Annotated in this window: 19 protein-coding genes; 15 read left to right on the top strand and 4 right to left on the bottom strand. The window is 61.7% G+C overall.

Annotated elements, in window-relative coordinates; all coding sequences use genetic code 11:
* The first annotated feature begins 31 nt into the window (after positions 1-31).
* The 7 genes from ACLIVD_RS33815 to ACLIVD_RS33785 all read left to right on the top strand — a co-directional run bounded on the left by ACLIVD_RS33815 (position 32) and on the right by ACLIVD_RS33785 (position 6,732).
* Positions 32-1,069 (top strand): phosphotransferase family protein, encoded by a 1,038-nt coding sequence (locus ACLIVD_RS33815; protein WP_491931444.1) that lies wholly within the window; start codon positions 32-34, stop codon positions 1,067-1,069.
* A 71-nt stretch (positions 1,070-1,140) separates the two neighbouring features.
* Positions 1,141-2,373, top strand: a complete 1,233-nt coding sequence (locus ACLIVD_RS33810) for an acyl-CoA dehydrogenase family protein (protein ID WP_105423946.1) — start codon at positions 1,141-1,143, stop codon at positions 2,371-2,373.
* Between the two features lie 17 nt (positions 2,374-2,390).
* Positions 2,391-3,590: an acetyl-CoA C-acyltransferase gene (locus tag ACLIVD_RS33805; RefSeq protein WP_491931443.1), complete on the top strand. Its 1,200-nt coding sequence runs from the start codon at positions 2,391-2,393 to the stop codon at positions 3,588-3,590.
* Between the two features lie 52 nt (positions 3,591-3,642).
* Positions 3,643-4,410, top strand: a complete 768-nt coding sequence (locus ACLIVD_RS33800; RefSeq protein WP_491931442.1) for an SDR family NAD(P)-dependent oxidoreductase — start codon at positions 3,643-3,645, stop codon at positions 4,408-4,410.
* A gap of 23 nt (positions 4,411-4,433) precedes the next feature.
* Positions 4,434-5,495, top strand: coding sequence for a phosphotransferase family protein (locus ACLIVD_RS33795; protein WP_491931441.1), 1,062 nt, complete (start codon positions 4,434-4,436; stop codon positions 5,493-5,495).
* 44 nt (positions 5,496-5,539) lie between these two features.
* The gene (gene lipA, locus ACLIVD_RS33790; protein WP_491931440.1) at positions 5,540-6,502 is read left to right on the top strand and encodes a lipoyl synthase; all 963 of its coding nucleotides are present in this window, start codon (positions 5,540-5,542) and stop codon (positions 6,500-6,502) included.
* Complete coding sequence (locus ACLIVD_RS33785) at positions 6,499-6,732, top strand: DUF3263 domain-containing protein (protein WP_477950838.1); 234 nt, start codon at positions 6,499-6,501, stop codon at positions 6,730-6,732. The genes lipA and ACLIVD_RS33785 overlap by 4 nt, the downstream gene beginning before the upstream one ends.
* Before the next feature lie 258 nt (positions 6,733-6,990).
* On the opposite strand, the gene ACLIVD_RS33780 is transcribed toward ACLIVD_RS33785, so the two are convergent.
* Together ACLIVD_RS33780 and ACLIVD_RS33775 are read right to left on the bottom strand one after the other, a co-directional pair.
* Positions 6,991-8,502: an MFS transporter gene (locus ACLIVD_RS33780; protein WP_283332296.1), complete on the bottom strand. Its 1,512-nt coding sequence runs from the start codon at positions 8,500-8,502 to the stop codon at positions 6,991-6,993.
* A 104-nt stretch (positions 8,503-8,606) separates the two neighbouring features.
* Positions 8,607-9,200, bottom strand: coding sequence for a TetR/AcrR family transcriptional regulator (locus ACLIVD_RS33775; RefSeq protein WP_491931439.1), 594 nt, complete (start codon positions 9,198-9,200; stop codon positions 8,607-8,609).
* A gap of 173 nt (positions 9,201-9,373) precedes the next feature.
* Here ACLIVD_RS33775 and ACLIVD_RS33770 point away from each other — a divergent pair, with 173 nt between their 5' ends.
* The 6 genes from ACLIVD_RS33770 to ACLIVD_RS33745 all read left to right on the top strand — a co-directional run bounded on the left by ACLIVD_RS33770 (position 9,374) and on the right by ACLIVD_RS33745 (position 15,341).
* A complete protein-coding gene (locus tag ACLIVD_RS33770; protein ID WP_283332294.1) occupies positions 9,374-10,246 on the top strand; it encodes a branched-chain amino acid ABC transporter permease in 873 nt (290 codons plus the stop codon).
* Positions 10,247-10,311: 65 nt separating this feature from the next.
* The gene (locus ACLIVD_RS33765; protein WP_491931438.1) at positions 10,312-11,241 is read left to right on the top strand and encodes a branched-chain amino acid ABC transporter permease; all 930 of its coding nucleotides are present in this window, start codon (positions 10,312-10,314) and stop codon (positions 11,239-11,241) included.
* On the top strand, positions 11,238-12,014 hold the full coding sequence (locus tag ACLIVD_RS33760) for an ABC transporter ATP-binding protein (RefSeq protein WP_105423992.1): 777 nt from the start codon (positions 11,238-11,240) through the stop codon (positions 12,012-12,014). The genes ACLIVD_RS33765 and ACLIVD_RS33760 overlap by 4 nt, the downstream gene beginning before the upstream one ends.
* Entirely contained in the window at positions 12,007-12,759 is a 753-nt protein-coding gene (locus ACLIVD_RS33755) for an ABC transporter ATP-binding protein (protein ID WP_283332292.1), read from the top strand. The genes ACLIVD_RS33760 and ACLIVD_RS33755 overlap by 8 nt, the downstream gene beginning before the upstream one ends.
* A gap of 12 nt (positions 12,760-12,771) precedes the next feature.
* Positions 12,772-13,968: an ABC transporter substrate-binding protein gene (locus ACLIVD_RS33750; RefSeq protein ID WP_491931437.1), complete on the top strand. Its 1,197-nt coding sequence runs from the start codon at positions 12,772-12,774 to the stop codon at positions 13,966-13,968.
* 155 nt (positions 13,969-14,123) lie between these two features.
* Positions 14,124-15,341: an acetyl-CoA C-acetyltransferase gene (locus ACLIVD_RS33745; protein WP_491931436.1), complete on the top strand. Its 1,218-nt coding sequence runs from the start codon at positions 14,124-14,126 to the stop codon at positions 15,339-15,341.
* Positions 15,342-15,774: 433 nt separating this feature from the next.
* On the opposite strand, the gene ACLIVD_RS33740 is transcribed toward ACLIVD_RS33745, so the two are convergent.
* On the bottom strand, positions 15,775-16,647 hold the full coding sequence (locus tag ACLIVD_RS33740) for a sugar phosphate isomerase/epimerase family protein (RefSeq protein WP_491931435.1): 873 nt from the start codon (positions 16,645-16,647) through the stop codon (positions 15,775-15,777).
* Positions 16,644-17,504 (bottom strand): SDR family NAD(P)-dependent oxidoreductase, encoded by an 861-nt coding sequence (locus tag ACLIVD_RS33735; RefSeq protein ID WP_491931434.1) that lies wholly within the window; start codon positions 17,502-17,504, stop codon positions 16,644-16,646. Before ACLIVD_RS33735 ends, ACLIVD_RS33740 begins: the two co-directional genes overlap by 4 nt.
* 334 nt (positions 17,505-17,838) lie before the next feature.
* Between ACLIVD_RS33735 and ACLIVD_RS33730 the strand changes: the two genes are divergently transcribed.
* Together ACLIVD_RS33730 and ACLIVD_RS33725 are read left to right on the top strand one after the other, a co-directional pair.
* Positions 17,839-21,111: a protein kinase domain-containing protein gene (locus tag ACLIVD_RS33730; protein ID WP_491931433.1), complete on the top strand. Its 3,273-nt coding sequence runs from the start codon at positions 17,839-17,841 to the stop codon at positions 21,109-21,111.
* 529 nt (positions 21,112-21,640) lie between these two features.
* Positions 21,641-22,429: a tyrosine-protein phosphatase gene (locus ACLIVD_RS33725; protein ID WP_491931432.1), complete on the top strand. Its 789-nt coding sequence runs from the start codon at positions 21,641-21,643 to the stop codon at positions 22,427-22,429.
* Positions 22,430-22,437 lie beyond the last annotated feature (8 nt).

The raw sequence follows: 22,437 nt of genomic DNA, 5'->3' as shown, positions 1-22,437 counted from the left end.
CACCCATATTGCTAACGATACTGAGGAACCTATGAACCAGGTCGACGAGATCGCGCGATCCGCGCCCTTCAATCTCGCCCACGTGCGGAGCAAGCTCGAGGAACTCTTCGAACTGGATCCCTCCGACGAACTCGCGGTACGTCTGCTCGCCGGTGGGCGATCGAACTTGACGTTCGAACTCGCCAGCTCGAACCGGAAGTGGATCCTGCGCCGGCCGCCGATCGGGCACCGCCTCGAAACCGCACACGATATGCAGCGTGAGGTCGCCGTGCAGCGGGCACTGGCCAACAGCCCTGTTCCGGTTCCGCGCATCGTGTACGCCGACGATGCCGCACCGGATGCGGGGGGAAGCTTCTACATCATGGACAAGATCGACGGCGAGGTCCTTCGCACGGACAGCGACTTCAGCGAGGTCGACCCGACCCAACGCGCGGCCCTGTCCTACCAGTACATCGACTGCCTCTCGGCGCTGCACACTCGCGACTACGACTCGCTCGGCCTGACCACGTTCGGTCGGCCGGCGGGCTTCCTCGAGCGGCAGGTGCGACGCTGGCGGAAGCAACTCGCCGCGTCGAAATCCCGAGAGCTGCCGGTGCTCGAAGAGCTGGGAAGGCGGCTCGGCGAGCGGCTGCCGCAGCATTCCGAGGCCTCGATCGTCCACGGTGACTTCCGCTTCGACAATATGATTGCGCGGATCGGCGAGCAGCCGACGATCGCCGCCGTGCTCGATTGGGAGATGTCCACTCTCGGTGACCCCCTCACCGATCTCGGCTTGGTGCACCTGTTCTGGTCCGGATGGGAGGGCATCACCAACCCCATTGCCGGCACTCCGTCGACGCACCCCGGATACCCCTCCTTCGACGACCTCGTCGAGCGCTACGCACGGACCACCGGATTCGATGTCAGCGAGTTGGGCTGGTACTCGAGCTTCGCCTTCTACAAGATGGCTGTCATCTTGGAGGGCATCCATCTTCGTTTCGTCAACGGCGAGACGGTGGGGGATGGGTTCGACGACATCGGTTCGATGGTCCAGCCGCTCGCGGAGCGGGGCTTCGAGGCCCTCCCCTGACCTGCCCCACCCCACTCCCGGGATTGGCGACGTGACCACTCCGACCGTGAATACAAGGACCAAGGACTGACATGGAGTTCACCTTCGACTCGACCACCCAGCAGATGTGCGATCGGGTCTCGGCATTCATGGAAGAGTTCGTCTTCCCCGCCGAAAAGCACTTCCACGACGACCCCGCCGCCGGGGACCTGCAGTGGGAACGACCGGCGATCATGGCGGATCTGAAGAAGGAAGCCAAAGCGCAGGGCCTGTGGAACCTGTTCCTCCCACATGATCCGCGCGGCGCCGGACTGTCCAACCTGCAGTACGCCCCGATCGCCGAACTGACCGGGTGGAGTCCGGAGGTGGCTCCGGAAGCATTCAACTGCAATCCTCCCGACACCGGAAACATGGAACTGCTCAGCCTGTTCGGCACCGACGAGCAGCAGCAACGGTGGCTCGAGCCCTTGCTTGACGGCACCATCCGATCTGCCTATTGCATGACCGAGCCCGACGTCTCATCATCGGATCCGTCGAATCTGACCACGACCATCACCGACGAGGGCGATCACTGGAAGATCGATGGCCGAAAGTGGTGGTCGACCGGCGCCATGAGCAGTGACTGTCAGCTTCTGGTAGTGATGGGCGTGTCCGACCCGGACGCGGATCCTCGCTCGCGACACAGTCTGGTACTCGTGCCCCGAGACACACCGGGCCTGACCTTCGTTCGGGGGCTGTCGATGTTCGGCTTCACGCACGGAGCCCACGGTGGGCATGCAGAAGTCCGCTTCGACGACGTTCGTGTGCCCAAGCGGCACCTGCTCGGTGAACGCGGGCGCGGGCAGGCACTCGCCCAGGCCCGACTCGGTCCCGGCCGGATTCACCACTGCATGCGCATGATCGGAATGGCCGAGCGCGCCATCGAGTTGATGTGCCGCAGAGCGGACGAGCGGACCGCGTTCGGCAAACGACTCGCTGATCAGGGGATCGTCCAGCATTGGATTGCCGAGTCACGCGTCAAGATCGACCAGCTCCGCCTGTTCGTCCTCCGAACTGCATGGCTGATCGACACCGTGGGTGCGCGGGAGGCGCGAACCGAGATTTCCGCGATCAAGGTCGCGGCCCCCGACGCGGTCGGCTGGGTCCTCGACAAGGCGATCCAAGTCCACGGCGCCGGTGGAATGACACAGGATCACCCGCTGGCGATGCTCTGGGCCCAGGCCCGCACCATGCGCTTCATCGACGGTGCCGACGAGGTTCACCGCATGGTGCTGGCGACCCGCGAACTCCGCAAGCACGCCACCCAGTCCGATCAACCATCCTGATATCGAGGAGATCCGTAGTGTCCGCAAGTGTCATCGTCGCCGGTGCCCGCACCCCGATCGGGAAACTTGGTGGAGCGCTGAGCCCACTCACGGCAGTGGAACTCGGTTCACATGCCATCGCCGCCGCTGTGCAGCGCGCGGGGGTCGTCGCCAACGACGTCGATAGCGTCATCATGGGCACCGTGGTGCAAGCTGGGATTGGTCCGAACCCCGCGAGGCAATCCGCCGTAGCCGCGGGGCTACCGATGACCGTGCCCGCAACAACCGTGAACAACCTGTGCCTTTCCGGTCTGCAAGCCATCATTTCTGCCGACCACCTGATCCGTTCGGGAGACGCTGATGTCGTCGTTGCCGGCGGAATGGAATCGATGTCCAACGCCCCCTACCTCGCGCGGGGTGCGCGCAAAGGCTACCGCTATGGCCCGCACCCTCTCGAAGATGCCCTGGATCGTGACGCGTTGACCTGTGCGTTCGATCAAACGTCAATGGGCGCAGCGACAGAGCGGTACCAAGCAGCGGAATCCTTCACCCGGGTCGAGCTCGATGCCTTTGCTGCACAATCACACCGGCGTGCCGCGGCGGCGACGGCAAATTCCACCTTCGCAACTGAGATCGTCCCCGTCGAAATTTCATCACGACGGGGAAACACTACGATCACAGCCGACGAAGGGATTCGGCCGGACACCACGCTGGAGTCACTCGCACGCCTGAAACCGGCCTTCGCCGCGGACGGCACCACAACGGCGGGATCCTCATCTCAATTGTCGGATGGCGCTTGCGCATTGGTCATCATGCGAAAAGAGGTCGCTCAGGCGCGGAACATCGAGTGGCTGGCTGAGATCAGGTCACACGCACTCGTCGCGGGCCCAGACACCTCGCTACTACACCAGCCCTCGAACGCCATCGCCGAAGCGATCCGACGAAGCAAGACAATCGCCCTGACAGACCTCGACCTCATTGAAGTCAACGAGGCATTCGCAAGTGTCGCGATCGCATCCATGCGCGACCTCGAAATCACCGACGAAGTGGTCAACGTCAATGGCGGTGCGATCGCACTCGGTCACCCAGTCGGCATGTCAGGCGCCAGAGTGACTCTCACACTCATGCACGCACTTCGGCGCCGAGGAGGCGGTCTAGGAGCTGCCGCACTCTGCGGAGGCGGCGGGCAGGGAATCGCCATAATCCTCGAGTCGCCACGCGGCGCAGCACCGAATTAGCAACAGCTGAACGCAAAGAACGCCCTCAACATTTTCGAGCAGGAGAAGCACTGTGAATATTAGAGATTCCGCCGCATTGGTCACCGGAGCGGCCTCGGGCCTCGGCGCCGCCACCGCCAAGCGTCTCGCCGGCGCCGGAGTCACCGTGTTCGGACTCGACCTGCAGCAGTCCATCGAGCGCGCCGGCGACAATGTCCCTGACGGCGTGACCCTCCTCGCCACCGACGTCACCAGCGGTGACGAGGTCCAGGCCGCGATCGAGAAGATCGTCGAGTCGGGTCTGCCGCTGCGCATCGTCGTCAACTGCGCCGGCGTCGGCTGGGCTGGGCGCATCCTGTCGAAGAAGGGCCCGCACGACCTCGAACTGTTCCGCACCATTCTCACGGTCAACCTGCTCGGCACGTTCAACGTGATGCGCCTCGCCGCGGACGCCATCGCCAAGACCGACACCGTCGACGAGTCCGGGCAGCGCGGCGTCATCATCAACACCGCGTCCGTCGCCGCGTTCGAGGGCCAGATCGGGCAGATCGCGTACTCCGCGTCCAAGGGTGGCGTGCACGGCATGACCGTCCCGGCCGCTCGCGACCTCGCGCAGTTCGGCATCCGCGTCAACACCATCGCCCCCGGCATCATCGACACCCCGATGCTCGCCGGGGTCACCGACGAATACCGCAAGGGCCTCGAAGCGGGCGTGCCGTTCCCCTCGCGCCTCGGTCAGCCCGCCGAGTATGCACAGCTCGCTCAGATGATCGTCGAACACGACTACCTCAACGGTGAGACCATTCGTATGGACGGCGCCCTGCGCATGGCGCCCCGCTAACTCGGTCAAGACATTACTCATATATGGAAAGGGGAGCATCCGTGAGAAGACCGGTCGCAAGCGCTGTGCGCCCGGATGCCGACCTGCAAGAGATTCGGCGCCGTCTGGTTGAGTCAGGTGATCTTGACGAAAGTGCCGCCCTCAGCCTGCGAAGCACTATTGATTCTCGGCTCGGTCGGGGCTACTCGATAGACGGTGGAGGACAGCACTGGGTCCTCCACCGGGCTGACGATGATCACGACGGAATCGAGACAGAGCTCTCAGTACAAGTAGCGCTCGGTGGTGCGGCGGTCGTACCAGTACCGGACATCGTTCAGCGTGGTACAGGAGCATCTCGCTACTACCTTGCTCGGAGAGTCGCCGGGACAGTACTTCGAACGGACATTGATCTGGATGCGGTTCCAGTACCACTACGGAACGCACTGGGGTATCAATTCGTTGACTCATTGACCTCGGTTCACGGTGTCGACCTAACCGGGACCGGCCTTGATCGACTACGCGCTGACGAACCGAGTCTGGAAGTTCACTTGGCGCAGGTGCACGAAAGCCTTGAAAGAGCAGGTATTACTGCTCGCCCCGATCTCCGGGAACTGTTCGACTCCCTCGCGGCGACCATCCCAAGATCTGGCCGATCCGTCCTTCGCCATGGCGACTACCAACTCCGTAATGTCGTCTGGCAGCTCGCGGATGCCGTTCGAGTTTCCGCCGTTTTAGATTGGAGATATGCGACGGTGGGCGACCCGTTCGTCGACCTTGGTGTCGCGCAGGTCTTCTGGTCAGGCCTACATGGCGTGAGAAATCGGCTGTTCGGGTGCCCCAGCGCTCACCGCGGTTATCCGTCGTTCGAGCAGCTTGTTGAGCGATACAGCGAACGAAGCGGTTTCCGGATTAGTTCCACTGAGATGTCGTGGTACTACGCTTTCGGATTCCTCGTGGTGGCCGCTCGAATCTGCGGCTCCGGTAGGCCATCGTCACCCACTGGCACACTTGGTCACGTGGGGATGGAAGCAGTGATCACACCATTGGTGACACGTGGAATCGCAGCAATCGAGGGAAACATTCTCTCCACTGCGAGCTGTAGGTGAAGCACGCCGGGCATGAGAAAGTACAGGTTGACGCGATGAACGCAATGGATCAAAGGCCAAGCGCGGATGGCCGGAAACTGCTCCGCATCGAGGTCCGCAATGCGGAGACTCCGATCGAACGCAAACCGAACTGGATCAAGACGAGAGCGAAGATGGGCCCGGAATACTCCGAGCTCGAGAGCCTCGTCAAGCGCGAGGGTTTGCACACCGTCTGCGAAGAAGCCGGCTGCCCCAACATCTACGAATGCTGGGAAGACCGCGAAGCGACCTTCCTCATCGGCGGGCAGCAATGCACCCGCCGCTGCGACTTCTGCCAGATCGACACCGGCAAACCCGACGACCTCGACCGCGACGAACCCCGCCGCGTCGCCGAATCCGTCCAGGCGATGGGACTGCGCTACTCGACCATCACCGGCGTCGCCCGCGACGACCTCCCCGACGGCGGCGCCTGGCTCTACGCCGAAACCGTCCGCCTGATCCACCAGCTCAACCCCGGCACCGGCGTCGAACTGCTCATCCCCGACTTCAACGCCAAGCCCGATCAGCTCGCCGAGGTGTTCTCCACCCGCCCCGAGGTGCTCGCCCACAACGTCGAAACCGTCCCGCGCATCTTCAAGCGGATCCGGCCCGCGTTCCGCTACCAGCGCAGCCTCGACGTGATCACCGCCGCCCGCGAAGACAACCTCGTCACCAAGTCCAACCTCATCCTCGGGATGGGCGAAACCCCCGACGAGGTCACCCAGGCGTTGCACGACCTGCACGACGCCGGCTGCGACATCATCACCATCACGCAGTACCTGCGCCCGTCGCCGCGGCACCACCCCGTCGAGCGGTGGGTCAAGCCCGAGGAATTCGTCGAGCACTCCAAGACCGCCGAGGAGATCGGCTTCGCCGGCGTCATGGCCGGACCGCTCGTCCGATCCTCCTACCGCGCCGGCCGTCTCTACGCGCAAGCGAAAGAAATTCGTACAAAGCTCATTTCGCCAGTCAGGGAGGCCTCCCAATGATGAACGATTCCATCATCGAGGACGCCCAGATCCTTGAATTCGCCCGCCGATGGCTCCCCTACGGGGGAGGAAACAGCGGGGATCTCCTGGTCGAGTTCGGGATGACGCCCGCATGCTACGTGGCTAGACTCGGCAAGATTCTCGACGGACCGACGGCACGCCACCTGGAGCCCCACGTCCGCGTCCGGCTGCGTGAATTCATTACGAACCACGCACGCCGCGCACGCTGACGAGAATGCCTGCTCACGGCACCCAGGAAGGCCTGCGTGGACTCCACGCAGGAGCTGAGTGAAGTGGCAGGGGCTGGAAGGCCGTGCGGTCCCGGCGGCAACCGCACGGCCTTTCCGTCTAACGCCCCTTCATCTGTTGCGCCACTCTCAACGCTCTGACAGACAGAATGACCTCTGTGGTGGTGCCCTGGTGAACCTAGCGGCACACACCTTTGGCGATCGATTCCCGCGACGCAGTGGATCGTGCTAAAGCTGTGGTCAGTGCACCGTTGTTGAACCCTCGACCACCCGACCGCGTCTGACGCCGACCGAAATTGCAGCTCCAAGCAGCGAGATGATCGCACCGACCCACATGGTTGTGTGCATGCCGTGCATAAATGTCGTCTCCGTCGCGTTGTGCAGGGCTGCGAGTATCTCGGGAGTGACGTGTGTTGGCAGGGGAGTGGCGCCTTGCGCCACCGAACGCACGGCTTCGCCCGACAGTTCTTCGGAGATCGTGGATGGAATGCCATTGTCGCCCATGGCGGGTCCGAATTTGGCCCCGACTGCGGATGCCATCACTGCGCCGAGGACGGCCGTTCCTAGGATGCCGCCGATTTGGAGCGATGTTTGGTGCACCCCGGCTGCGGGGCCGGCATCAGTGACGTCGGCGTTGCCGAGGATGGCCTGCACAGATGAAGTCATGACCAGTCCGACTCCGAGCCCGAGGACGGTGAAGGGAATGGCAAGTGCGAGGTACCCAGTACGCGGTTCAACGCCGGTGAAGAGCGCAAACCCTATTGCACTGAACAGCATTCCCACAAATAGTGGAGGGCGGGGACCATAGTTCTTGATGACCCAACCGCAGCTGCTCGACGCGACGACATTCGCGATGCTCATCGGCAAGATATGCAGGCCGGCGGCCATCGGTGAGTCTCCGTTGATCTGCTGCAGAAACAGGAGCACGAAGAATAGTGAACCCACCAGGGAGAAGAACGAGATGACGGTCAGCAGGACACCGAGGGATATCGAGCGATCGGCGAACAACCGCATCGGGATAAGCGGATCGACAGCTCGACGTTCGGCCAAGACGAATGCGACTCCCGAGAAGATGCCCGCAAGCAATAGTCCGATGACCAGCCAGTTGGTCCAGCCGATCTCCGGTGCCTGGATCAGGCCATAAGTGATCGGAAGCAACGCCGCCGCGAGTAGCGCGGTACCCGCCAGGTCGAAGGGAGTGGAGTCGGCGCCTGTCGAGTTCCGAGTGGGAAGCACCCTCAACCCGACAGCGAGAGAGACCACCGCGATGGGAACATTGATGAGAAAGGCCCACCGCCAACTTGTGTGCTCGATGAGCAAGCCACCAATGAGAGGGCCTGCAGCGGAGGACGCGCCGATCAACGACGCAAACAACGCTAAAGCTTTCGGTAGAGATTCCGCGGGGAAAAGGGTGCGGAGGAGGGCGAGCGCGTTGGTGACGATCAAGGCGCCGAAGAGTCCCTGCCCCAGCCGTGACGTGATCACCATTCCGACGCTTTGTGACACCGCAATGCCCGCGGATGCGATTCCGAATCCCACAATGCCGGTCAGGAAGACGGTGCGTCGGCCGAAACGATCGCCGAGCTTTCCGGAGAGGACCAGAGTTGCTGCCATCGCCAGTAGGTAGATGTTGGTGATCCACTGTAGGCCAGACAGGCTGGCACCCAGGTCGAGTGCCAGAATGGGGTTCGCGACCGCGGTAATGGTGCCGTCGAGTGAGACGATGAGGACTCCGAGTGCGATGGCAACCATGGCGATCCATGGATTCGATCGCGCAGACAGCTCGGAGACGGCTGGCGATGGGAGCTTACTTCCCGTGGTAGTCACGCGGGGCGTTTCCTTCTGAGGGTGGTTGGTTAGCGCACGTGTGGGGGCTCGCCCGCAGACTGCAGTGCCGGCAGCAGCGAGGCGATGCACGTGTCGAGGGTGTTGATCAACATTGGGACGGTGCCGGCGGTCCGGCGCCACGTCGTGACCGCGACTCGCGAGGCGCCGGCGAAGGCTGCAACGACCAATCGCGGCCCGAGGTCGCCGCTGGACCGGAAGACCGGCCTCGTTTCTAGGGTTGCGACCAGGAGTTCTTCTTGGCTGTAGCCGCGCTGGAGGTTCGCGGCCATCAGTCCTGGGTGGGACTCGACGAAAGCCTGCAGTGCAAGATAAGTCTCGGATTGGCCGGACGATTCCAGCCATGCCCAGGCTTTGGCCAACGCATGCCGAAGACTCTCCAGAGGCGCTTCGTCGTGGGGCCGGGCTTGGACGCTCTGGAGGAAGTGGTTGTCCAGGTCCGTGAGAAGCGCCAATGCCAGTCCTTCCTTCGTGTGGAAGTAGCGATAGGTGGTGCGGGGCGACACATTTGCAGCTGCGGCGACCTGCTCGACCGTGACCGCATCGAACCCGTCCTCGAGGAAAAGTTCGACAGCGGTCTGGGCAAGAACTTCCCGCGTTCTCATCGCGTTTCGGGCGCGCTGTCCGGTTGAAGGCACGAACGAATTTTGGCAGTCACTGCCAAATAGTGCAAGTTGACGAGACTGGATGGACGGGGTGCCCGGTAGGTGATGCGTTGACAGTGAGCATGTGAGCGCATACATTTCCTGACCAAGCACTTGTTCAAGTAAGGAGTGGGGTGGATACTCTCGTCGCGCTGTCATTCAGCGCCGCCGCATACGGTGCGGTCCTTGCTTTGGCCGCACTGGGATTTCTGGTCCTGTACAAGGCAACCGGGGTAGTCAACTTCGCTCACGGGGACCTGATCACCTTGAGCGGCTACATTGCGCTCTGGTTCATCACCGACCTCGACTCAACTCCGGTCGTCGGATACGTGCTCGCGGTTGGCATCATGTTCCTCATCGGCATGGGCCTCGAGCGACTGGCGTATGCCCCTCTGCGACGCCGACCACATCTCACCGTCCTGATCGCCACCTTGGCTGCAGCCCTGGTGATCCGTGCGTTCATCTCACTGTGGCAGGGCAGCACGCCGCAGCGACTACCCTCCCCGGCGGACGGCCAGGTCGTAACGGTGTTGGGGGCACCCATTGCCGGACAACGGATTCTCATCCTCGTCGTGGCGCTGCTGTGCATCGCTGCAGTAATGTACATATTCGGTTACAGCAGTTTCGGTCGTCAGCTGAGAGCGCTGGCGAGCGACCCTGAGACCGCGGAAATGTATGGAGTCCGCACCGGCCGGATCAGCCTTGTCGCGTGGGGCTTGTCTGCGGGGCTTGCAGCGCTGGCCGGGATATTGGTCGCGCCCCTGTCGAGTCTCGACCTGAATTTCGGGTTCACGATCATGCTGGCGGCGTTCGCGGCCGCTGTTCTCGGCGGCTTCGGCAACTTGTGGGGCGTGCTCCTCGGGTCGTTGCTCATCGGGACGATCCAGTATCTCGTCGGCGGCTATGTCCTTCAGGACTACGCGTCGATCCTGCCGTACGTTGCGATGCTTGCCATTCTCGGCCTGCGGCCTCAGGGCCTTCTCGGTCGAACGGTGGTGCGCTTGTGACGACAGATCGATTGATGCGAAGGGCAAGCAGCGTGCGTCAGCGAGGCCAGTACACAACTCTTGCCGTGGTGATACTGCTGGTACTGTCTGTGTCGCAAGCTGTCACAACGGGGAGTTCGACCAATCTTGTGAACTTGTGGCTCGTGTACTCGATTGCTGCACTGGGTTTCTACTGGATCTTCGCGCTGGGGGGAAGGTTCGCATTCTCCCAGACATTCATGATGGCACTGGGTGGATACACCACCGCCTTCTTCGACCGTAATGGCGTTGGTTTTCTCGGGTGCGTGCTGGGCGCGATGGTCGTGACAGCGGTGGCCGCCTTCGCGGTGGGGGCAGTTCTCTGGCGTGCCGAGCATTTCTACTTCGCGCTCGGCACACTGGCCGTCACCGAGATCGGGGTAGTGCTGTTCGGCAAGACATCGACGTTCACCGGTACTAATGGGAACATCACCGGAATCGGCTACCCGGTCGTCTTCGGGCAGGAACTGAGAACCGACGGCCAAGTGTTCTGGCTGCTTGCGGCAGTGTTGGCGCTGCTCCTTCTCCTCGCTGTGTGGCTCAAACGATCCCCGGTTACCCGTGATCTCACAGCAGTTCGTGAGATGCCCACGGTTTCGAAAACCCTTGGTGTTCCCGTTGATGCGCTGCGTATGACGACCTTCGTTGCCGGCTCTGCCGTAGGTGGACTCGCAGGAGCATTGATTACGCACTGGCAAGGATTCATCGGAGTCGATTCGTTCGGCCTGAACCTCGGAATCGGGCTGTTCCTCGTGGTCATCCTCGGGGGACTGGCGTCACATTGGGGGGTCCTCATCGGTGCGGCCTTTTACGTGGCCGTCCCAGAGTTGCTCGCCGGACTTCAGCAGTACATGTCCATCCTCTACGGAGCCCTGCTACTGGTCGTCATCCTAGTCTTCCCGAGCGGGCTCATCGGAATCTTCGACTCCCTCAAGTCTCACCGTGTGCGCACCATCAGCAGATCGACCGAATCATGACTGCGAAAGCCACGGAGCTGAGTGTTCGTAATCTGTCCGTTCGCTTCGGCGGCGTGGTCGCCGTCGACGATGTGTCGTTCGAGGTTGCCCAGAACGAGATCGTAGGCCTGGTTGGGCCGAACGGCAGTGGCAAGACCACCCTGTTGAATGCTCTCAGCGGGGTGGTCCGAGCTGGCGGTCGCCTGAGTGTCGCAGGTAACGAGATCACCCTTGGGCGCCCGGTACAACCCCGGCGCGCGAAGTTGATACGGGTGTTCCAATCTCCGCAGCTGTGCCCGGAACTGAGCTGTCTGGATAACGTGATGCTCGGAGCCGACGACGCCAACGGTCGGACTCTCTTTGCGGCATGGTTCCTCCGGTCACGGATGTGGCGCGCCGAAACAAGTCGTATGAACGATGCCCTTCACCATCTTGGCCGTGTCGGGCTGGCTGGATCCGAGGATCGAGCCGCGCGCGAGCTCACCTACGGTGAGCAGCGACTACTGGAATTGGCGCGCGCACTTGCTGCCGGTCCCCGTGTGCTCATGCTCGACGAACCGAGCGCCGGGCTCAACGACGCAGAGACTCTGATTCTGCGCGATCTTCTGATGCAGATCAGGCAGGAGGGTACGACCATCATCGTCGTCGACCACAAGATCGACTTCATCGACGCCCTCTGTGACCGAGTGCTGGTACTCGAGATCGGCCGGCTTATCGCACAGGGCAGTCCAGCTGAAGTATGGGCCGACAGCCGGGTCATCGACGCGTATCTTGGAGCGGCGCCAGATGCTTGAAATCTCGAACCTCAATGTTCATTACACGGCCACCCACGCCATCCGCGGTGTCGACATGAGCATCGCGGAGAACGAAGTGGTTTGCCTGCTCGGACCAAACGGTGCAGGAAAATCCTCGTTGCTGCGCAGCATCTCTCAACTGGTTCCGTACGAGGGAACAATCGAATTCGATGGTGAGACGATTGATAATCGGCCGCCGGCGTTCCTCAGCCGCGTCGGACTGATCCACGTACCGGAGGGGCGACACGTCTTCCCCACGCTTTCCGTGCACGAGAACCTGCAGATCGGTGCCCATGCACGGGGGAGTAGACCGGCGCTGTACAGCTACGACGACGTCTATGACCTCTTTCCCGCGTTGACCCGCATGCGGAAGCGGCAAGGTTTTGCACTGTCGGGGGGCGAACAACAAATGGTCGCATTAGGACGCGCCCTCGTGGCCGCTCCTCGCCTGCTTCTTCTCGACGAACCATCCTTGGGCCTGGCGCCGTCGGTTGTAGCGACCGTCTACCGGGCATTGAGCGAGATTGCCGGCCGGACCACGATTCTGGTTGTCGAGCAGAACACCTCGGATGCCTTGGCATTGGCTAGGCGAGGGTACGTCCTAGCCGAAGGTCGCGTCGTGATGAACGGTGAGTCCAGCGCGCTGACTGATCGAAAAGCTGTTCTCGCCAGCTATCTAGGACAAACAGACATAGACGTCGGCGATGTTGGTGAGGACCGACTGCCACCGATGACCGAGAAGTAGGAAGATCTGCCAATGAATACAGATAGAGTCCGCCGAATCGCCCTATGCAGTTGGATCCTCACCCCCGCGGTTGCTGTGACGATGGCTTTGGCCTCGTGCGGCGCCGACACCTCGGACGCCGGAAGCTCGGATCAGGCCTCCATCGTGGGACTCATCGAGATCAAGGGAGACTCACCGAACGCGCTCAACGACTACAACAACGGCGCCCAGTTGGCAGTCGACAACGTCAACGCATCGGGCGGCGTACTGGGAAAACCTCTGAAATATGAACGGATTCCCGCATCCGTCACGGACCCGCAAGCTGCCCGCACTGCCTACCTCAAGGCAGTCGACGAGAACCCCAGTGCCATTATCGGGTTTCCCGGCGGCGGATCACTGGAGGCCCTCACACGTGATGTCGATGCGGCTGCAATCCCCATGGTTCACATCAGCAGCGACGGCAAACTTGCTCGCGGGGCGGAGTCGGGAAGCGAATGGCTATTTTCCATTAATCCCGATGACACGGCGCGAGCTACCAACGCAGTTGCCCTTGCCCGCAAACTCGGCGGAAAGCGAATCGGAATCGTCGCCACAGACGAAACATTCGGCCGCGTCTCGACAACGAACTCGATCGATGCCATTGAAGCGGCGGGCCTGGAACTCGGCACCGTCCGCTACGTGCCGCCGACAGCCACAGACCTCACAGGAACAATCCTCGATATGCGTGACTCGGATGTCATCCTCTCGTGGACCTTTCCCAATGTCCTGGCACTGCAACTCAATCAAATGAACCAGAACGGAATTCAGACCCCCGTAATTTCTGGTAACTCCGGTCCGCTCGTCGTGGCAGGCAACCTCGTGGACGACACCGCACGACGCCCGCTGAACGCGGTCACACCATGTGCGCCATCGATTGGAGACAGCGCAATCGGACGGACGTTCGCGTCCGAGTACCAGGCCAGGTACGGCATGACCCCCACAGCGTCCGCAACCCAGGTGTACGACGCCGTTCGCCTACTCGCCGCAGCAATGGAGGAGGCGGGAACGGTCTCCAACCACGAAGCCATCGCCGAGAGTTTGCGAAGTATCGAGTGGGACCAAGGTGCCTGCGCGAGTGTGTACAAGTCCGATGACGCCCAGTTCCTTGGCCACCAGATGGTCGCCGAAGCGTTTGCCGGTGACGGATCGATCATCGACCGCTACGAGGTGGCCCCCACCAGTGAACGTTGATCCGGCGTTCGACCATTTGGGCATGGCGCTGAGCTAATCCTGCGCACTTGCAGCGGACCGGGCTGCTCAGCGCAAACACGCCACACGCTCGTCGAGTCAAACGTCCGCGGTAGTCCGACTGAGTTCTGATCCTGTAGTTGACAAAGGAGTTATTGATGCCCGAGGCAGTAATCGTCTCCGCAGTACGCTCACCGATCGGTCGGGCCATGAAGGGCTCACTCAAGTCGATCCGCCCGGATGATCTGACGACGCAGATGGTGGCCGCGGCTCTGGCGAAGATCCCCGAACTCGATCCCACCGAGATCGACGACCTGCTCCTCGGCTGCGGCCAGCCCGCAGGCCAGTCGGGGTTCAACATCGCCCGCGTCGTCGCGGTGGAACTGGGCTACGACTTCCTGCCCGGCGTCACCGTCAACCGCTACTGTTCCTCCTCGCTGCAGACCACCCGCATGGCACTGCACGCGATCAAGGCCGGCGAGGGCGACGTGTTCGTCTCCGCCGGCGTCGAGTCGGTGTCCAGCTTCGTCACCGGCAACGCCGATGGGCTGCCGAACACGAAGAACCCGAATTTCGCCGACGCCCAGGCGCGGACCGGCAAGCTCGCCGAGGGCGGCGTCGCCTGGACCGATCCGCGTGGGGACGGCATGCTGCCCGACGTCTACATCGCGATGGGTCAGACCGCCGAGAACGTCGCCTCGGCCACCGGCATAAGCCGTGAGGAGCAGGACCGCTGGGGTGTCCGGTCCCATAACCGTGCGGAGGAAGCGATCAAGAACGGCTTCTTCGAGCGGGAGATCACCCCGGTCACCCTTCCCGACGGCACCGTCGTGTCCGCCGACGACGGCCCGCGCGCCGGCACCACCTACGAGGCCGTCAGTCAGCTCAAGCCGGTGTTCCGCCCGGACGGCACCGTCACCGCCGGCAACGCGTGCCCGCTCAACGACGGCGCCGCCGCGCTCGTCATCATGTCCGACACCAAGGCCAAGGCCCTCGGCCTGACGCCGCTGGCCCGCATCGTGTCCACCGGTGTCTCGGGTCTGTCCCCCGAGATCATGGGCCTCGGCCCGATCGAGGCCGTCAAGAAGGCCCTCGCCATCGCCGGCAAGTCCATCTCCGACATCGACCTGTTCGAGATCAACGAGGCCTTCGCGGTCCAGGTTCTCGGATCGGCTCGCGAACTGAAGATCGACGAGGACAAGCTGAACATCTCCGGCGGCGCCATCGCCCTCGGTCACCCGTTCGGCATGACCGGTGCCCGCATCACCAACACCCTGCTCAACAACCTCCGCGAACAGGACAAGACGTTCGGCGTCGAGACCATGTGCGTCGGCGGCGGGCAGGGAATGGCAATGGTCCTGGAGCGCCTGAGCTAGGCCCTCCGGGCCCGTGAGTGGTTGACGAGTGCAGAGACTCGTTAACCACTCACGGGGGGTTGCGCCGTGGTTGTAGCAGACGTGTGCGGGTCCACGACATCGACGAGAACGACGAAGGAAGACGGCTGTTGCGGACGCACACGCCGGCCGATGTGCATTTCGGACCGGCTCGAGCATCCCGAACGGTCGGCACGACCCGGAAGCCGCGAGCCCTCGCTCGCGGATAATCCCGCGCACATCAGATCCTGATCGGGACCCGCAAACGCGAACATGTTTCGTTCCAGCGCCACCCGGGTCCCTACCGGGCGAACTGGTTCGAATCTGCATGAGCCCGACTCACTCATCGTAGCCAGACGCACCCCCGGCCTGCCGACGACGCATCTCACACATTCGGCGATCCGCTCTGCCCACAAATAGGCTGGCTCGCGGCAGATTAGACCGGACCTATATCGAGTCCCGCTCGCTGTGCGTACGGAAGGCATGCATCGTAGGCAATCTGTGCCACGTAGTTGACCGGCGAGAGGCGGTGACCAGCAGAGATTACTTCTGGCCCGATCAAAGTCGAATCAGCGAGCCTTCCGGCCAGTGCGTCGATCGACTCTGCGATACCAAACGACCCCTCACCGGGTAGTAGGCGTTCCGTCGACGCCTCCTCCCACAAGTCCTCGGCTTCGGACCTGCGACCGTCATTGAGCTGTATCGATGTGACGATTCCCCGGGGCAGCGCACCCAGCTGGTCTGGAGTACCTCCACTACGGTCGAAGTGCCAGCTGTCGAACACTATTCCTGCGTTCTTTGCAGAGGAGTCGGCAACTATGCGGTGTGCCGTTGCGAGGTCGAAGATCGAACTGAATGGCATCGGCTCTAGCTGGATGGTAAGGCCACGGTCAGCGGCACTCTCGCACAGTGCGGAAAACGAGTCGACGACAATCTGATGGCCGAAGCCGACTCCGTACGGTTCAATGGCGGAGATTGTTGTTGAACCCAGCCTTTCCGCCAGCCTGAGGCATTTGCTCACCGAATACCGGCCGAAGAGATCCCCGTAACACCGCTGCGCCGAGTTCGCTGTGGGGATTGATCCCGCCTGTACGGGGGGCGGCAGCCACGACGTCACCGGATCAATGCAGGCGACGAATATGTTGAGTCTGTTCGCTAACTTCGCAACGGAGTCCGCCCGCTGCAGCATACGGTCCGGAGGCCCGAAATCCATCGGTGCTACCGACATCGCGTGGAAGCCTGCGCGCGCCGCGGCGAACAGACGGTGCTCGACCGGTGCCGGGGAAAGGGTGCCTCCCCAAAGAATCATCGGGCAGGAAATAGCGTCATCTTATCGATTCCAGTAATTCGCTCGACGATACGGCGCCTGACAGTGTATGGCGCCCAACGTGATAGTGCTGCCATGACTTTGTCGTCGTTGCCGAGTCGAACTCTCAGTTGACGCGAATCCGATTCCAATGCGTCGCAGATTTCAACCGCAGCCTTCTCCGTCGGCCGAGCTCTACTTCCGAGTTTGCTCATCCTTGGCAGGGCCGTTGCTGCTAGCGGCGCGTATGGGCTGTCCTCCGGCAACACTGGCTGTACATTGCGCCCAAATGGGGTGTCGTGATTGCCCGGCTGCAGAATCTTCACGTCGAGGCCGAACGGTGCCAGTTCAATGTCGATGGCTTCAGCCCAGCCCTCTAGCGCCCACTTTGCTGCGGCATAGATGGAGTACATCGGATGGGCAATGTTGACAGCGTTCGAGGAGACAACTGCGATGGTTCCGTGTCCCTGTGAGCGCATTGCTGGAAGGAGTCTCTGTGTAACGTCGACTGCACCAATAAAGTTGGCTTCCAATAGATCTCGAATCGTCTGCGGGGCGAGGTGTTCGAAGAAGCCTGCGGTTGTGTAGCCCGCGCAATGGAGAACGGCTGTCAAGCCATGTGGGGTTGAGTCGAGTACGTAGTCCACGGCTGAGGCGCGGGACTCGTCGCAGGCGACATCCAGGCGAATAATCTCGAGGAGTGCCGTGTTCGTGCCAGCGCCTCCGATAAGCTCGTCAAGTTGTGTCGTTTTCTTCGTGTCGCGCATCGACGCGATCACCCGCCACCCACGCGCCGCCAGCTTGGCGGCTACATGCGCCCCGAACCCACTGCTTGCCCCTGTTATCAAAATAGTCTGCACGATCCACCCTTCTGACCAAACGCTTGCTTGTTTGTCAGAGTAGCATTGACATTCCGGGCTGTGCCGGCAAATGAAGGTGCCCACAGCAGGCCGGTAGCTGACTGAAGGTCGAGATTCTCTAGGTGGAGAATCGCGAATCCAGCTAGCCGGATTCGGCATGTCGAGAGTCGCAGAGACGCCATCGCCCGGGCCGTCCCGTTCGGCGGCCGCGCCGAACGTGGGGATCGATCAAATCGGATGCATATCGCCATTGGTGCGAAAGACAACCTCGACAGTTTGGGAGGGGCACTCTACGACGCGATATCGTAGGTTTGCAGCGTTAGAGGTGAAGCGTATGAATGATCCGCGCGAGACACAACGCGACGTGACCCTGAACATCACGTCGGAGCTCGAGGCCGTCGGATTTCAGAATGCACAGGAGATCGGACGCGGCGGTTTCGGGCTTGTGTACCGGTGTGGCCAGCCCGCTCTTGACCGGTCGGTGGCCGTAAAAGTCCTGACAGCCGACCTCGACGACGAAAACCGTGCCCGATTCTTCCGGGAACAGCGCGCTATGGGTCGACTGACAGGTCATCCCAACATCGTCAGCATCCTCCAAGTCGGCACCACCGCCAGCGGCCGTCCGTATATCGTCATGCCCTACCACCCGCAGGAGTCACTGGAAGCCGCAATCCGCAGTCACGGCCCTCTCGACTTTGCGGAAGCACTTCGTCTCGGCGTGAAGATGGCGGGCGCACTGGAGACTGCCCATCGCCTCGAGATCCTTCATCGCGACGTGAAACCGGCCAACATCCTGCTCACCGACTACGCTGAGCCAGCGCTGACGGACTTCGGAATCGCTCGCATCTCGGGGGGCTTCGAAACGGGAACCGGAACAGTCACGGGGTCGCCCGCCTTTACTGCACCGGAAGTGTTACGCGGGGATCCGCCCAGCCTCGCCTCGGACATCTACAGTCTCGGAGCGACCCTCTTCTGCGCAATCACCGGGCACGCCGCGTTCGAACGCCACAGCGGGGAACAAGTCGTCGCGCAGTTTCTCAGGATCACAACCCAGCCTGTTCCAGACCTTCGCGAGCACGGTATTCCGGATGCCATATGCGCAGTCATCGAACGTGCAATGGCTAGTGACCCGACGGACCGCCCGCGGTCAGCTGCGGCCCTCGGCGAAGAGATCCGAGAGCTACAGCATCAACTCGGCTACCCGATCGACGACATGGCCCTGCAGGCGAATCCCCAGGCCGTCAAGAACAGCAAGATGCCCGCCGATCGTGACGCCGGCGACAGCAGAAAGCCACACCCTCGGACCCCGTCACGAAACGCGAACGGGAATTTGCCACTGGAGCTAACCAGCTTCGTCGGTCGGCGCAATGAACTGGCCGAAGTAAAGAAGCTGCTCTCGACGGCGCGCCTGGTCACATTGACTGGGATCGGGGGAGTAGGCAAGACCCGGCTGGCACTGCGAGCGGCCGCGGAGGCGCGGCGCGCATTTGCAGACGGCGTCTGGCTGGTCGAACTAGGGGAACTGCGAGATGAGTCGTTGCTCGCCGACGTGGTGGCCAGCGCGCTCGGACTGAGGGACCAGTCCACACGCCCCATCGAAGACCTACTGGTCGAGTTCGTCGCCGCACGAAGACTGCTACTCATTCTCGACAACTGTGAGCAAGTCGTGGATGCCGCAGCTGCCCTCGTCGAGACACTTTTGCGCGCATGCCCGGGACTTCACGTCCTCGCAACCAGCCGGGAGATCCTCGACATCAGTGGTGAAGCTGTGCTCCGTGTCCCTCCTCTCACGGTTCCCGACGCACAGCGCGACCCGTCGCTGCGTGGCCTGCCCAGCTACGATGCGGTGACCTTGTTCGCAGAGCGGGCAGCAGCAGCCGACTCCACTTTCGAATTGACCGAAGACAATCGGATATCGGTCGCCAAAATCTGTCAGCGCCTCGACGGATTACCCCTACCCCTCGAGCTGGCCGCTGCGCGCCTGCGTGCGATGTCTGTCGACCAAGTGCTGGAGCGCCTGACAGACAAGTACGAGATACTGTCGAGATCGGGCAGAGACGTGCCGACGCGCCAGCAGACGCTACGACTATGCGTTGATTGGAGCTATGAACTCTGCTCACCCCGCGAACAAGCGGTATGGGCGCGACTGTCGATCTTCGCTGGCTCATTCGAACTTGATGCAGCAGAACAGATATGCGGAAAAACCGTCGAATCCGGTGAGTTCATCGATACCATCGCCTCGCTGGTCGACAAGTCGATTGTTATATCTGAGACCCTTGCCTCGGTGGTCAGATTTCGATTACTCGAAACGATACGCGACTACGGACGCGAGAAACTGCACGCTGCAGAGGAATACGAAGCACTATCGGTCCGGCATTGTGCTTGGTACCGTCAGTTGGCAATCGACGCAGAAGCGGACTGGATCAGTCCACGACAAGTCGGCTGGATCTCCAGACTTGGCCGAGAACGCCCCAATCTGCGCGCAGCAATGGAATTCAGCCTGTCGGACGCAGGTGACCCCGACGTAGGACTCAGCATCGCCACCGCCCTCTTCATGTTCTGGTCATCGGGCGGCCTCTTCAATGAAGGCCGATACTGGCTGGGCCGGATACTCGCACACCAGACCGGAGAACCGACCGCGGAGCGAGTCAAGGCACTCTATGCAAACAGCGTGCTCGCTGAAGTGCAAGGCGACCTGTCTGCAAGCCACGCGCTTGTCGAAGAGGGGCAGGCAATGGCAGACGAGCTAACAGATCCCATGGCACGCGCACTCATCGCACATGCCGAAGGACTGCTCGCGCTATTCAACGAAGACCTTGACCGTGCGTGCTTGTTTCTGGAGCAGGCAGTAGCGGTGTTCGGTGACCAGGTCGAGCTCGCGCTGCAGGTCGGCGCTACCTATACCCTCGGATGGGCACACGAAATGCGCGGTGACACTCACCGTGCGATCGAATGCTATGAACGAGTTCTCGCGACCACCAAATCGCATGGTGAATCCGTCTACAGGTCCTACGCGCTATGGGCACTAGGCGTGGCGGTGTGGCGGCAGGGAGACAATGCAAGAGCCACTATGGTTCTCGAAGAAAGTTTGCAAATCGCCCATAGAGTAGATGACCCCCTCACTGCGGCAACATGCCTCGAAACGCTTGCGTGGATTGCCTGTAGTAACCATGACCCCAGTCGAGCGGCAACACTCATGGCCGCCGCAGAAGCACTAGTGCAATCCGTTGGAAGCTCCACGGTCATCTTTCCCAACCTGAGTCACCATCACGATCACTGTGAACGTGCGGTCCGCCGAGCTCTGGGTGAGCGAACGTTCAACTCCGCATTGCGTAAGGGCGGAAACCTCGACTTCGCCGCCTCTGTCGCGTATGCGCTCGGGCAGCGCCCCCCTAGGCATGATTCGACCACTCCCGTAGCCACGCTTACGAAGCGGGAACAGCAAGTTGCCGAACTCGTTGCCGAAGGTATGACGAACAGGGCGATCGCCGAAAAGCTGGTCATTTCACAGCGGACGGCCCAGGGGCATGTTGAGCACGTACTCGCCAAGCTTGGATTCACCTCGCGCGCTCAAATTGCGGCCTGGGTGGTGGAACAGGCTCAGTAGGGTCAACGGCAAGCCGCGTAGGCCTGGGGTGCTGCACCTAAAGCCTTGCCGCACAGGTTGGGGCGATCGGACCATCATGGTTCTGTGGGAAACCGCGAGTGTCTCGATCGCTCCCGCAGGCGACATGGTTAGCGGTATAGGTAACTACGTGAACGCCGCGACTAGGGGCGGGCGTGTATAAATCTGGCAAACAACGGATCTGGCGATATGTCAGCAGTTCGTGCAGATGAGGTCATCATCTCCCAGAAGTCGAGATGGTCTGCCTGAATCGATCCTGTTGGGAAGGCTCGGTTTTCGCGGGGGAGTGGTAAGAGAAAAAGCTGATCATATGGCACGATCGGTTGTACAAATCACATGATCCACTGTACGGTGCTTAACGTCACTTCTGATCGCTTACGGATTGGAGTCCGTCTTGCACCCACGTTTCCGTGTCGCAGTTTCTTCCGCTGCTCTCGTGGCCGCACTACTTGCCGGCTGCAGCAAGGCGGATACGTCCGCGAACTCCACCGTGACAACGACGGCGGCGACAGTGAACACGGCTGCACCGGTTACCCCTCGGTTGAGTTCAGTCGAAAACTTCCGTGACATCGCTGGCAGAGAGGGCGGTTACCGGACTGTGGATGGGGGCACGATCCGCGCTGGGCTAATTTACCGCTCAAACGCGCTGGTTGCTGACGGCGGCGATTTGGCGGTACTGAGTACTTTGGGTGTGCGCGCGGTCTTTGACCTCCGGTCCAGTGGTGAGGTTTCGGCGAAGCCGGACCGGGTGCCTGAGGGTGCGAAGTATGTGCGGTACAACGTGTACGGCGACGCCGCGGACAGCAATGCCGCGGCAGGGGGTGGACTCGATATCTCGTCGGTCACCAGTGTCAATCGCCTGATGGTCGACGCCTATCAAAAGTTGGTCAATGTGCCGGAGGTACGTGCGCAGCTCGGTGCCGCTATCACCGACATAGCTCTCACTGATGGGCCGGTGATCTTCAACTGCACTTCGGGTAAGGATCGGACAGGGTGGATCGCCGCCACTATCCTGACCATTGCTGGCGTCGATCGTGGCACTGTCATGCGCGACTACCTGCTGTCGAACGAGTACCTGGCAAGAACGACAGATTCGAACGCAGCCCGCGCAACTGAATCTGGCGGCCCTGCCAGGGGTGATGCGATGCGCGCGCTGTCGAGTGTCCGGCCGGAGTACCTGAAGGCCGGTCTTGACGAGATCGAGAAGATCTACGGCTCGTTCGACAACTATGTTGCGGACGGGCTTGGGCTGTCGGATGGAACTCTCGCGGCCTTGCGCAGCAAGCTCGTGGTCGCGTAGCACCACAA

This window comes from Rhodococcus sp. G6(2025) (assembly GCF_058628105.1).
Note: the sequence above shows the minus strand (reverse complement) of the source record. Positions and strands in the feature narration are given on the sequence as shown.

Bases quoted from the DNA above. Each gene is read 5' to 3' on its own strand.
- ACLIVD_RS33815 (WP_491931444.1), top strand. From the start codon at position 32: ATGAACCAGGTCGACGAGATCGCGCGATCCGCGCCCTTCAATCTCGCC.
- ACLIVD_RS33780 (WP_283332296.1), bottom strand. From the start codon at position 8,502: ATGGTTGCCATCGCACTCGGAGTCCTCATCGTCTCACTCGACGGCACC.
- ACLIVD_RS33750 (WP_491931437.1), top strand. From the start codon at position 12,772: ATGAATACAGATAGAGTCCGCCGAATCGCCCTATGCAGTTGGATCCTC.
- ACLIVD_RS33785 (WP_477950838.1), top strand. From the start codon at position 6,499: ATGATGAACGATTCCATCATCGAGGACGCCCAGATCCTTGAATTCGCC.
- ACLIVD_RS33760 (WP_105423992.1), top strand. From the start codon at position 11,238: ATGACTGCGAAAGCCACGGAGCTGAGTGTTCGTAATCTGTCCGTTCGC.
- ACLIVD_RS33740 (WP_491931435.1), bottom strand. From the start codon at position 16,647: ATGATTCTTTGGGGAGGCACCCTTTCCCCGGCACCGGTCGAGCACCGT.
- ACLIVD_RS33755 (WP_283332292.1), top strand. From the start codon at position 12,007: ATGCTTGAAATCTCGAACCTCAATGTTCATTACACGGCCACCCACGCC.
- ACLIVD_RS33745 (WP_491931436.1), top strand. From the start codon at position 14,124: ATGCCCGAGGCAGTAATCGTCTCCGCAGTACGCTCACCGATCGGTCGG.
- ACLIVD_RS33775 (WP_491931439.1), bottom strand. From the start codon at position 9,200: ATGAGAACGCGGGAAGTTCTTGCCCAGACCGCTGTCGAACTTTTCCTC.
- ACLIVD_RS33810 (WP_105423946.1), top strand. From the start codon at position 1,141: ATGGAGTTCACCTTCGACTCGACCACCCAGCAGATGTGCGATCGGGTC.
- lipA (WP_491931440.1), top strand. From the start codon at position 5,540: ATGGATCAAAGGCCAAGCGCGGATGGCCGGAAACTGCTCCGCATCGAG.
- ACLIVD_RS33730 (WP_491931433.1), top strand. From the start codon at position 17,839: ATGAATGATCCGCGCGAGACACAACGCGACGTGACCCTGAACATCACG.
- ACLIVD_RS33795 (WP_491931441.1), top strand. From the start codon at position 4,434: ATGGAAAGGGGAGCATCCGTGAGAAGACCGGTCGCAAGCGCTGTGCGC.